Consider the following 11,911-nt stretch of genomic DNA (forward strand, 5'->3'; position numbering starts at 1 on the left):
TTTAGCCTCAGGCGTTAAACTGTCTTAAATGATGATCCATGTGCTTGTACACAAAAATACCGATATCCTCTGTTTTCATTTTGCCAAAAAAATCATGGATAAATTCCGGATTTGAAAAGTTTTCATAAGCAGCCATCTGCTCAAGCCATATCTTTTTCTGATGCTGTATATCTCCACTTTGTTCTTTAACTGTAAAAATACCGGCAGGCGAATTCTTTTTCATTGGCTTATCATCTTTTACCATCCCTTTTAAAACCATTTTTCCAAACAGCTTTCCCAAAAACTCCTGTTTGTAAGAATACGCTCCGTTTCCCAATACCCAGTCATTCCATCGGGTACAGTGTTTCATCATCTGATACAGGTTCATCTTACCCCATTGGGCCGTATTTTGGGAATTCAGTGTATTGATTCTTTCCATCAGCTCTTCCCTTTCCGGTTTGTTAAATATAGTTTTCATAATATATCTTTTTGTAAAATTACAACACCTCTTAAAGACTGTCCCTACGTTAAAATGACATTCTGTAGTGTATTTTGTGCCAAAATTTGCTTATTTTTAAGATATCTATTCATCCTATCATGAAACATATTTCAATCATAGTGTATGATCATATCATGTCTACTGCCGTATCCACTACAGCGGCATTATTGTCCAGTGCAAACGAAGCTGCGGTAGAAAGAGGTATGCCTGCTCCTTTTCTTATAGAGTTAATTGGAGTTCATCAGAAAACAGTACAATCCAATCTTCCCATACAGTTTCAGTGTTCAAAAACAATATCAGATGATTTTGATACTGATGTCATTATTATTCCGCCAACAAGTATGGACCTTCAGCAAATAGATGTATTGCTTAAGCAAAACCATTCACTGATCGGTTGGATAGAAAAAAAATATCAGGAAAAAGCCGAGATTATCAGCTTATGTACCGGTGCTTACTTTTTGGCTGAATGCGGTTTGCTCAATGGCATGCCGGCTACTTCACATTGGGGAGCTATGGAAGATTTACAAAAGAGGTATCCACAGATAGATTTTAAACCCGATCATGTAGTTACTCACTCCAAAGCAATTATTACCGGGGGCGGGGGCTTTTCCTCATTAAATGCCATGTTATATTTCATCGAAAAAAATTGCAGCAAAGAAATTGCTATAGAACTCAGTAAGTATTATGCTTTGGATTACGGACGGACCTCTCAAAGCATTTTTACCATTTTTTCGGGGCAGCGTCTTCATAATGATCATGAAATTCATCAAGCACAAACCTATATCGAAAAAAAATTCAAAACAGATATTTCTGTTGAGCATATTGCCCACCAGGTAAATATGAGCAAACGGAACTTTATCCGAAGGTTTAAAACCGCTACTACATTGAATCCTATAGAATACATTCAACGGATAAAAGTAGAGGCAGCAAAAAAGGCATTGGAGTCCGGCGAAGGTAATATTGCTGATGTCACCTACAGTATCGGTTATAATGATTTGAAAACATTCAGAACCCTGTTTAAAAAAGTTACAGGATTAACCCCCGCAGATTACAGGAACAGATATAAAAGCCGTGTTATGGATTGATGTGGAATGAGAGTAAAGACAGGAGACCTTGAGATTGGAGACTGAAGATATGGGACTGGAGGTGTGAAAGTAATGGGTTGTTAGCAGGAGTTTACAGCGTAAGAGATAGCATCAGAATCCCGGATAAATTAAAAAGACTTATCTTTGCGGCCTCAAACTTCTTATAATGCGAATCAGTTTACTTTGTATCGGCAAGACGGACGATAAAGAAATTACTTCCCTGATCAATTACTATCTCAATCGCCTGCCCAAGCACTGGAATTTTGAAATTACAGAAATCCCGGATGTTAAAAATGCAAAAAACTTATCTGCAGATCTTCTAAAAAAAGAAGAGGCTAAGCTATTCTTCAACCATATAGACAAAAACGACCTTGTTGTCATCCTTGATGAAAAAGGAAAACAGTTTACCAGCCGTGAATTTTCTCAGAAAATTGATAACTGGATGAATTCCTCTGTGAAAAAAGTACATATCCTGATTGGTGGTGCTTACGGTTTTTCAGAAGAAATGTACAGCAGGGCCAATGAAAAAATGTCATTATCTAAAATGACATTTACCCATCAGATGATCCGGTTATTTATTGTTGAACAGCTTTACAGGGCTGATCAGATCCTGCAGGGAAAACCCTATCACAATGACTAAAATGGTCTATTGTAGAAACATTTTTTAGTTTTTTCAGTAAACAACAGCTTTATTATAACTTTTACAAGAAATATATTATGCTTTTGAGTTAATCTGCCTTTTGGCCTCACCTACTACAAAGGCAACAGAATTGGCAATATTAAAACTCCTGATTAATTTTGACATAGGAATCGTTAAATGATTCTCAAAACGGTCCAGCACTTCTTGACTTAAGCCTTTACTTTCCTTTCCAAAAACCAGCCAGTCCCCATCCTGAAAATCGGTTTCCAGATATGATTTTTCGGCATGCGAACTCATCAGGAAAACCCGTGAAAGATCCGGAATATTTTTCACCCATTCTTCTACATTGGCATATTCGGAAACATCAAGATGCACCCAATAATCCAACCCTGAACGTTTCAGGTTTTTATCATTAATCACAAATCCAAAAGGATGAACCAAATGTAATTTACTTTCCGTTCCTACACATAATCTTCCTATGTTACCCGTATTATTGGGTATTTCGGGTTCTACTAAAACAATATTTAACATTTATTTTTCTTTATCTACTTCATTCACTTTTTAGAAGTACATTTTTATTATTGATGAATTTTATTTTAACCACAAATCGAAGATTATCTCCTTTCAGTCGATGAATGTTATTTCGACGTAGTCAAAAATCACAACGTTTCTTGAACACTTAAGCTTAATAAAGCTGTGAAAATAAGCTTACTAAAGCTCACGTAAGTTTTAAAAAAAAATCAAAGATTTTTTGCTTAAGTGTATTCTTTATTTTCAATCAGCTTAAACTTAAAATAAACTAAAGTGTCTATAGCATTTCACTCAGCATTTGTGACTCAATTTTAATTAATTAAACAGGCTAGATGAATTATTAATCAAACCCAATCATAAGGCATGATGGGAAACGAAAATTTATATTGAAATTATTATGATTTCCTGATGCATTTAGCGTAATAATCTGCCAATACAGCTTTTTCATACCCAAAGGTCACTGCTTTATCAAGATTCTCACAAGCTTCTTTAGGTTTGGCAGTATCAAATAAGACCAATGCTTTGGTTACATAAGATTGGGCAAATTTGGGATCAATGGAAATTGCTTTATTGGCATCTGTAAGGGATTCTTTGTATTTTTTCATTTTAAGATACACATCTGCGCGTCCATTGTACAAAAGTGATTCCGGCTTTTCAGCAATAAGCTGGTTATAATCTTTTAAAGCCCCGTCAAGATCGCCACTGCTCTTCTTCAGATTTGCCAATCCCGTTTTCGCAAAAATATTATCCGGTGCAAAGGTCAGAATTTGATTAAGATCTTTAATAGCCAGATCTTTTTTTCCCTGGCTGTCGTAGATTTTGGAACGTGTCAGGTACAGATCCGTATTTTCAGGGTCTACCTGAAGACCTTTATCCACATATTCCAGTGCTTTTGCTTTATTTCCTTTCTGGCTGTGTAATGACGCCAGGTTGGCATATACAGGAGCAGACATAGGGTTGGCGATCAGTGCAGATTCATAGGATTTAAAAGCCATTGTAGCCTTTCCCAGCCTTCTTTGTGCTGTTCCCAGGTTATTGTAATACTCGGATTGAAATTTCTGAATCTGTTCTTTTTCTGCTAATTTTGAATACTGTTCCTCAGCACATTTATAATCGGCCTTTTTAAAGCATTCTTCAGCCAGTTTTTTATCCTGAGCATAGAAATTGAGGGAGAAACAAATAGAAGCTAAAAGTAATAAAGGTTTTTTCATGGTGTTATATTTTGTTTGTTGATCACTTTTTTGGCGAGTGCACCAAATATCACTCCCAATAAAGAACCAGCAAACGCCCCCACCAAAATATCTATCGGAAAATGCACTCCTAAATAAATTCGGCTGTAGGAAACCACTATAGCCCATACAAATATAGCATATGGGAACCATTTAATTTTCTTTTTTAATAAAATTCCCAGATAAGCCGCTAGAAAGAAGGTATTGGAAGCATGTGCAGAATAAAATCCATACTGCCCTCCACATTTCACAATCCTCATAGAATGTTCCAGTGTAGGATCATGACAAGGTCTCAGCCTGGCAACCCCAAATTTGAAAACATTAGCCAGCTGGTCAGAAACCGTTGCTCCCAATGCCAAAAATATCAGAATAAAAACTAAAGATCTCAGCTTATAGTTTTTGTATAAAAAATAAAGGAATATAATATAAAGAGGTACCCAGATCCAGGTACTGGAAATCAACATCCAGAGCTGATCGAAAGAAGGGTCTCCCAAATTATTAAGGTACAGAAATACCGTTTTATCTTCCTGAATAATCTCCTCCATACCTTATCTGCTTACAGGTCCTTCATAAGTTTCATCTTCAGAAGGTTTTAGTTTTGGAGGCTCATTAGATGCAAGAGGTTCTGTTAAAATATCTTTTTTGATATCATTAACCGGGTTGAAATCTTTGGCAGCATCTTTTACCTTTTCAATTTCACGTTTGATTTCGGAAACAGGATTATCCGTTTCTTTCATAATCTCAGTTTTGATATCTTCCACTGCTCCACGCATTTTTCTTACACCTGATCCTAAATCACGTGCAATCTGAGGAAGTTTATCCGGTCCGAATAATACAACGATTGCAATGGCAATGAGTGCCATTTCTCCAATGCTTAATTCCATGCTGTAAAATTACGAAAGATTATAACATCTCTTTAATGTAATTTAAAATTTTAAACAAATTTTAAGATTTCATATCCTAACGTTCACCATTTAAAGTTTGAAATTTATAGGTATCAGCTACACCCACCCTCTCATCTCTCTTATCTCTCATCTCCACTCTCTACGTCTCCTGGTCTCTTGCCTTTTGTTTCCTCCCCCATATTCAATTTCCGATTCCTGAATTATTTCGCCCTGAGAACAACATATTAACAAATAATTAATTCAAAATAACGAGATTTAATGTCTGTTTTAGTATATTTACCCTACACAATCTAAATACTTTTTATATGAAAAAATTACTAACCCCCTTTAAATTTCTTGCTGTTTTGTCAGTCTTAGCACTAAGCAGCTGCCAGAATGAAAGCAATGAAGCTCCACAACAGGAAACAACCCAGGCTAAAATCTCTGTAACTGATCTTAAGAAAGAAATTATTCCCGGTGTACAGGCTGTTCCCCAAACGGTTCAGATACAGCTTGATGAATCCAGAAAAAATCTTGCAAAACATTTAAACAACGACCTTCAGATCACAGGAATTAGTGTTCTGGGAAAAATTTCCACTCAAAAAGGTCTTGAAATCTCTCAAAACCTGATTTCTGATAAGGATCAGTTTATTGGGTTGGGAAATATTGCGGATCCTTCTTCTGTAAAAATTGGTAAAATTGGAGACTTATATTCAGGAGGCCCCCTGATCACTGCTCAGAAAGGATTAAAAGAAATGGCTACCGATGAGATAAAAGCAGGTATTAATGTCATGGAAGTATCATGGGATGGTAAAAATGGAAAATTTACTACACTCTGTTTTTATAATGACTCGGGTATTGTCTGGGATAATGTCTTTGGTGGATTGGTCCTGATGGATACAAGAGGAAATTCTGAGGTATCAAACAGCTCAACGGCAAGAGTGGTTTCCAAATGGTATAAACAATGGTGGACTGCCAATTGGCTTTGGGGCTCTAAAAGAGGAGAAATCGGATATCAGATTACCATCTATTATTCAGGTTCCACTGTTTCAAATGTTGATGTAAGCGACTGGGGGAATATCAGTTTAGGAAAAGCAAAAAGCGAAAGTAAAGTTATTAAAAGAACCGGGGCATATGGGCAATGTCGGTATGCTTTAGGTCTTTGTACTCCTACCGGGTCTTTAAGTTTTAATACAAGCAATTTCTCAGTATCCTTTTCAGGATTGGGAAGCAATATTGTAAGCAATGGTACAAAATCACTCTACCCTTAATTTTCATAAGAATTCAATTTTTAAAAGGTAAAAGGAAGTCCATGGACTTCCTTTTGCTCTGTAAATTATTCACTAGTTATTTTTTGTTTTAAAAGCTTCACTGCATTTTCTTGTAATCCGAAAATGTCTTTCAATATCTGAAATAACTGTTCATCACTTTCTATGGCTACTGATTCTTTTTCTTCTGTTTCTCTCCGTATATTCAATGTGTGATCGCTAAAAGTATATCTTGCCTCTTCATCCACTTTTGAGAGTACAAGGTTTTTCTTAAACATAGATTCGGGATAAGTAGAGAGATACCAGTTGGCAATCTCCCAATCTAAAGGTTCTACGTTTTCCAGAGCAAAACGATAGATCGGAAGCCATTTTTCTTTCCATATCCAAAGCATATAAGATCCATCTTTCTGAGAAACCTTAAACAAACCATTCGGGGTTTCCTGGGGTTCTTTATTATTTAGAAGCAAGGGAGCTGTAAGTGTTACTATTCCGAAACCACAGTCTACAAGATATTTTTGATTGTCAATTTCAGCAGTCAGCAATGCATGTGTTTTGGCAGACTTAGCATTTTCCTCTCTCTTCCATAACACTCTTCCTAGCTGCAGCTCAACCGTAAATCCAAGAAAAGTTAAAACTTCCTTTAAAAGTAAATTTTGCTCATAGCAGTAGCCTCCTCTTGATTCATTTACCAATTTGTTAAAAATATCGTCCGGATTCAGAGACGGAACATTTCCGGTATAGGGATCAATATTCTCAAAAGGAATGTACTGAGGGTGAAGCTGATGGATTCTTTTCAGTGTTTCCATATTCATTTCCGGGATTCCGGAAAAATGGATTCTTTCCAGATATTTTTCTAATTTTAACTGATTCATGACTTTCATTTATGATTCTTTGTTCAGGATATTTTTAGAAGAAATCCAATGGTCTACGGATAATTTTCCTCCTCCTTCAATAAGCAAAGCTACAACTATTCCAATCGCAAGAATATCAAACTGACATCCTTCACCTTTTTGGGTACCAAACCAGTTCATAAAAAATCCGTTATCCCAATGAGAAGTAAACATAATTCCGGTCAGTAATCCTATAAATGATAAAGCCCAGAATCTGGTTCCCCAACCCAGTAACAGTGATACTGAGCCCAAAAATTCCACCAAAATAACCGTAAACGCTACAAAATATGGAAGATGTAAGCTTTCTGTAAAAAAATCCATTGTTTTGCTCCATCCCATTCCTCCAAATAAACCCAACGTTTTTTGCAGCCCGTGAGGTATAAATACAATACCTATTGTCCATCTCAGCAAAGTCCCGGTCCAGGTATTATTCGTTTGAAAAATTAAATGTTTCATAGTAATAAGAATAAAATAATTAGAGTAAAAATGTATATATTTTAGTTAAATAGCCTGATGGCGGCAAATACCCCAAAGTTCTGTTTACTTTCCTTAAAGGGTCCATAGCGATCCCAATTGGCGCCAAGTCCAAAAGTGAGGGGTTTATAACTTACACCAAGCCGAAGCATCAGATAGCTACGGGCATGTGCTCCATCTTTTATAGTTTCCGAATAAAGGGCCTGAACCCGCGAATATCCTTTCCAGTTTTCGTTGATTACAGGTTTATATTCCAATAATATCATCCCTTCTGCAACACTCTTTTCGGAAAATCCAATAAATCGGGGATTGACAATCAGTAAAAATTCGGGAGTGCTTAATGAGTATAATAATCCTGCGGTGGGTCTAAGCCCGGTAGTAGGCGTGTAATGCATTCCACCCAGCACCCGGATATTTCTTATCACCTCATAAGTTATATTCACCTGAATCATCGCATCATTGGAACGGTCTTCATTCCATTTTGAAGAAATATTGGCAGCACTAAAAAACCCCAATCCTCTGACCTCCTGAAAACCTTTATTGATTGTCATCTGGCTAGCAATTCCCTTATTGCCGGCTAAAGCTTCAAAGACAACAGGAGGATTGGGAAGTTGTTTATTATTTTGAGAAAAAAATAATAAGGGTGCCAATCCAACACTGAAAAGTAATATTTGTTTCATTTTCTAATCCATCATAATTGTACTTACAAAATTCTTAAATACAACAAGATAAGGTTAGAACAGATGCATCCATTAGTAGGATAAATCAATCCCTTTTCTATACTCTGAAGGACTGATACCGGTATGCTTTTTAAATAGACGGGAAAAATAAGAAATATCTTCTATTCCTAAGGCCATAGCGACTTCAGAAACAGTATATTGCGGTAAGGAGAGTAAAGCCTTTGCTTCCATCAAAAGAGCTTCAGTGATAATCTCAGAAGCCGTTTTTCCGGTTGCTTTCTTTATTGTTTTATTCAAATGATTGGGGGAAACATTAAGCAGATCTGCATATTCTTTTACAGCGTGTAAATTCTGAATCTGACTGGTTATCAACCTTCTGAATTTTAATGCAATGGTTTCATTAACCGAGAGATTCTGCTTCGGAAGCTTTTCTATAAAATGCCGGATCTCTCCCAATAGGGTAAAAAGATATAGCCTCAGCAGTTCCATATTATCAGTGGCTGCATAAAGGCTTTCCATCTGCTGCAAAATCAGGTAAATCCTTTCCTGATGTTGTTCATCCAGATATAGTGTAGGATTGTTTTTAACCTCTGTATAACTCAGAATATCCTGCAGATATTTCAACCCGGGACCTTCTGCAATAAAATCATCGGAAAAATGACAGTAGAACCCTTCAATATCCGGTGTTTTTTTAATAAATGTACGGATCTTGTACGGAGGAAGAAGGATCATCATATTTTCCTGTACAGAAAACGTATCTGAACAAACCATTTTTTCAAGAAATCCTTTTTTTATAAACACAAAATCGTTTACCGTTTTACGATGTGGCTGGGAAGGAGTTTTTGCTTCGCTGAGAACCTGAAGTGGCTCTATAAAGAATTCGTTCAGCCCTTTTTTCAACATAGCCTTCCCTACCCAGTCCAGATTAAGGATCGGTTTAAATTCATCCGGCTTATATTGAGGAATACGCTTCATATCTTAAAAGTAATGATTTATTCCTTCCGGCCTTCTCTTAAAAATGCAAAGTTTTAGATTTTCTTTTTTTTCTGAAAAACAGAATAAGTAACAATTACACTGATAGCCATTAAAATAAATGCTAAGAAAAATGGTGCTCCTGAAAATTTGAAGGGTGCTTCATCATGAGTGAAAAAGTAAAACAGATTAGTCATCATCGGAGGTCCTATGATTGAAGTGGCACTCATCAGACTCGTTAATGCTCCCTGAAGCTCGCCCTGTTCGTTAGCTGGAACACTCTTTGTGATAACTGATTGCAGAGCGGGTCCACAGATTCCTCCCAGGCAATATGGAATCAAAAATACAAACATCATCCACCCTTCAGATGCGAAAGCAAATAAAAGCATTCCCACAGCATAAAAAGCCAATCCATAGTAAATACTTTTCTCCTCTCCCAGCCTTGGAGTAGTCCATCTGATTAAACCTCCCTGTACCAACCCTACCAATAGACCTACTACTCCCAGGGAAATTCCTACCATTCTTTCTGTCCAGTCAAATTTATACATGGTGAAAAAACTCCAGTTGCTCTGTACAGCATGGCCTGCAATATAAATTAGAATCAGTGCAAATACCAATCCTGAAATTTCAGCATGCTTTCCCAGGAACTTGAATGAACCTACAGGATTTGCACGCTTCCAGTCAAATTCCCTTCTTTTATCTTTGCTCAAACTTTCAGGAAGAATAAAATAGCCATAAAGGAAATTAAGCAGACATAAACCCGCCGCCGCATAAAAAGGAACTCTGGCTCCGTAGTGTCCTAATACACCTCCCAGAACAGGACCAATAATAAATCCGAGCCCAAATGCAGCTCCTATCATTCCAAAGTTTTTAGCTCTGTTTTCATCTGTTGAAATATCTGCAATATAGGCACTGGCTGTTGTAATACTGGCTCCTGTAACCCCTGCAATGATTCTTCCTAAAAACAGCCACCAGATACTTGGGGCTAATGCCAGAAAGATATAATCTACCGCAAACCCAAAAAGAGAAATCAAAATAATAGGCCTGCGTCCATATTTATCACTCAGATTTCCTACAATCGGAGAAAATATAAATTGTGTAAATGCATAGGCAAATCCCAGCCATCCTCCATATTTTGCAGCCTCACTGATATCAGCATGAATAAGCTCCTCTATTAGCTTTGGAACTACGGGAATAATAATTCCCCAGCCTGTAATATCAATAAGTAACGTAATAAATATAAAGCTTATCGCTGTATTTTTTTTTGATTTTTCCATGATTCTGCAAAATTAATCAAATCTTAAAAATAATGATTCTAAATTTCATTATATTAAATAAATATACTCCTGAACAATAGATGAGTACCTAAAAAAGCTTTTATCTTAATGATTAGCAGAAAAAGAATAAATATTTCCAGCAACAGATGATAAAAAAACCTATTTCAACATCCGTATGAAATAGGTTATTATAAAAGTTATGAATACTGTATTAGTTGCTGTTAAGCTTTGTATAAATCATCCTGTTGGTTATAATACATTTAATCAAACAGCTCTGCTTAACTGTAATCTTAACTACATTGGTAAACTGATAGGCCGTTACATTTCCATTGAGAACAGACCTCACACCGCGACGGTAATAAGTGGTCTGCGTAACTGGTGGAGCATCATACGTTGCAGAAGTTGCATTAGCCACATTTACAAATGTTATATTATCTGTGGAACTCTGCCATTGGTATTCGGCAGTTCCGGTCACCTGGGCAGCTGAAACCTGCGTAAATGCTGCCGGATCATTGTTGATATCCCTACATAATGTCTGATCTGCAGCAATAGTTCCGGGATTATTTACCGAATTTACAAAAAGTCTTCCTATACTAGAAATGGCCTGGAAGGAACAGGTATAAAAACTTGATTTTGCAACCACCCTGTACTGATTATTGTTAAAACCTATCGGAACATTGTTGATAGTAAGCGTTGAAGACGTCACATTACTATAGTTAGGACCATTCGCAAGATCTGTCCATGTGCTTCCATTCAGGACCTGCCATTGGTAAGTAACATTTTCAGGGGTCTCATCTGTAGGAGTATTGTTAATAACCGCAGTCATGGTGGTAGATCCACCCACTGCCACAGTTTTATCAGAAGGCTGAGACAAATAGGTCATAGGATCTATGTAATATTCTGAAAGTATATTATAAACTCTCATTTGGCTAAATGAAAACCCAATACCTATCACCTCTGCAAACGTTAACCGTACTTCATCCCATGCTACAGGAGGAATTACTTTGATGATCCGCCGCTCCTGGTTGTCTCCGAAATCAAAGAAAAAATGTCCGTTAACACCTGTACGATAGATCTCCTGACCATTGCTGTAAAAAACAAACTCACCACCGTTAAAACTGGGATTAAAGTTGAATCCATCTGAAGCAAAATCTATATAAATAGGTTTATTGGCCGGAAAATCGGCTCCTGTTGTTCCTACGCCCACATGCATACTACAAAAAAGACCTGCTCCTGTACCCGGTTTTAAAGACGCAAAAGAGTTTACATCAATATCTGTCATATTAGCAGGATTAGCTGCTTCTTTTCCCAGCCGGAAGCATAGCAGTCCACCATTGTTGGCACTGGAAGTATTAGTATCCAGCAGCCTGCCACAACCGCCATTCGGAAGGGAAACCATCTCCTGAGATGCCATTTTGCCAGACACAAAAAGGCATATTGCTATAAAAATATAGCGTAATATCGAACTTGTTTTCATCATTAATAATTTTAAGCAATTAATTA

14 protein-coding genes are annotated in these 11,911 nt (G+C 36.9%); 3 read left to right on the forward strand and 11 right to left on the reverse strand.

All coding sequences use genetic code 11. From position 1 onward, the window contains the following. Window positions 1–7: 7 nt before the first annotated feature. Complete coding sequence (locus MP478_RS19635; protein WP_257201400.1) at window positions 8–457, reverse strand: DUF1569 domain-containing protein; 450 nt, start codon at window positions 455–457, stop codon at window positions 8–10. A 119-nt stretch (window positions 458–576) separates the two neighbouring features. Between MP478_RS19635 and MP478_RS19640 the strand changes: the two genes are divergently transcribed. Together MP478_RS19640 and MP478_RS19645 are read left to right on the forward strand one after the other, a co-directional pair. Beyond that, window positions 577–1,563 (forward strand): GlxA family transcriptional regulator, encoded by a 987-nt coding sequence (locus MP478_RS19640; protein WP_257201401.1) that lies wholly within the window; start codon window positions 577–579, stop codon window positions 1,561–1,563. Window positions 1,564–1,729: 166 nt separating this feature from the next. Continuing rightward, a complete protein-coding gene (locus tag MP478_RS19645) occupies window positions 1,730–2,203 on the forward strand; it encodes a 23S rRNA (pseudouridine(1915)-N(3))-methyltransferase RlmH (RefSeq protein WP_047485233.1) in 474 nt (157 codons plus the stop codon). Window positions 2,204–2,278: 75 nt separating this feature from the next. On the opposite strand, the gene MP478_RS19650 is transcribed toward MP478_RS19645, so the two are convergent. The 4 genes from MP478_RS19650 to MP478_RS19665 all read right to left on the reverse strand — a co-directional run bounded on the left by MP478_RS19650 (window position 2,279) and on the right by MP478_RS19665 (window position 4,847). After that, entirely contained in the window at window positions 2,279–2,734 is a 456-nt protein-coding gene (locus MP478_RS19650; protein ID WP_257201402.1) for a tRNA (cytidine(34)-2'-O)-methyltransferase, read from the reverse strand. 395 nt (window positions 2,735–3,129) lie between these two features. Further along, window positions 3,130–3,945, reverse strand: coding sequence for a tetratricopeptide repeat protein (locus MP478_RS19655; RefSeq protein ID WP_257201403.1), 816 nt, complete (start codon window positions 3,943–3,945; stop codon window positions 3,130–3,132). Continuing rightward, window positions 3,942–4,508: a phosphatase PAP2 family protein gene (locus tag MP478_RS19660; RefSeq protein WP_230034733.1), complete on the reverse strand. Its 567-nt coding sequence runs from the start codon at window positions 4,506–4,508 to the stop codon at window positions 3,942–3,944. Before MP478_RS19660 ends, MP478_RS19655 begins: the two co-directional genes overlap by 4 nt. Before the next feature lie 3 nt (window positions 4,509–4,511). Further along, window positions 4,512–4,847, reverse strand: a complete 336-nt coding sequence (locus MP478_RS19665) for a twin-arginine translocase TatA/TatE family subunit (protein WP_047485241.1) — start codon at window positions 4,845–4,847, stop codon at window positions 4,512–4,514. A gap of 326 nt (window positions 4,848–5,173) precedes the next feature. Here MP478_RS19665 and MP478_RS19670 point away from each other — a divergent pair, with 326 nt between their 5' ends. After that, complete coding sequence (locus MP478_RS19670) at window positions 5,174–6,118, forward strand: hypothetical protein (protein ID WP_257201404.1); 945 nt, start codon at window positions 5,174–5,176, stop codon at window positions 6,116–6,118. Between the two features lie 65 nt (window positions 6,119–6,183). Here the strand turns inward: MP478_RS19670 and MP478_RS19675 are convergent, their stop codons facing one another. The 6 genes from MP478_RS19675 to MP478_RS19700 all read right to left on the reverse strand — a co-directional run bounded on the left by MP478_RS19675 (window position 6,184) and on the right by MP478_RS19700 (window position 11,888). Continuing rightward, the gene (locus tag MP478_RS19675) at window positions 6,184–6,987 is read right to left on the reverse strand and encodes an arylamine N-acetyltransferase (RefSeq protein ID WP_257201405.1); all 804 of its coding nucleotides are present in this window, start codon (window positions 6,985–6,987) and stop codon (window positions 6,184–6,186) included. Window positions 6,988–6,996: 9 nt separating this feature from the next. Further along, the gene (locus tag MP478_RS19680) at window positions 6,997–7,461 is read right to left on the reverse strand and encodes a DoxX family protein (RefSeq protein ID WP_257191052.1); all 465 of its coding nucleotides are present in this window, start codon (window positions 7,459–7,461) and stop codon (window positions 6,997–6,999) included. A gap of 41 nt (window positions 7,462–7,502) precedes the next feature. Then, the gene (locus MP478_RS19685; protein ID WP_257201406.1) at window positions 7,503–8,159 is read right to left on the reverse strand and encodes a hypothetical protein; all 657 of its coding nucleotides are present in this window, start codon (window positions 8,157–8,159) and stop codon (window positions 7,503–7,505) included. A gap of 72 nt (window positions 8,160–8,231) precedes the next feature. Continuing rightward, the gene (locus MP478_RS19690) at window positions 8,232–9,134 is read right to left on the reverse strand and encodes an AraC family transcriptional regulator (protein WP_257201407.1); all 903 of its coding nucleotides are present in this window, start codon (window positions 9,132–9,134) and stop codon (window positions 8,232–8,234) included. Between the two features lie 53 nt (window positions 9,135–9,187). Beyond that, window positions 9,188–10,408 (reverse strand): TCR/Tet family MFS transporter, encoded by a 1,221-nt coding sequence (locus tag MP478_RS19695; protein ID WP_257201408.1) that lies wholly within the window; start codon window positions 10,406–10,408, stop codon window positions 9,188–9,190. A 211-nt stretch (window positions 10,409–10,619) separates the two neighbouring features. Further along, complete coding sequence (locus tag MP478_RS19700; RefSeq protein WP_257201409.1) at window positions 10,620–11,888, reverse strand: hypothetical protein; 1,269 nt, start codon at window positions 11,886–11,888, stop codon at window positions 10,620–10,622. Window positions 11,889–11,911: the final 23 nt, after the last annotated feature.

The sequence above is a fragment of the Chryseobacterium sp. WG14 genome, from assembly GCF_024586945.1.
Taxonomy (GTDB): Bacteria; Bacteroidota; Bacteroidia; order Flavobacteriales; family Weeksellaceae; genus Chryseobacterium.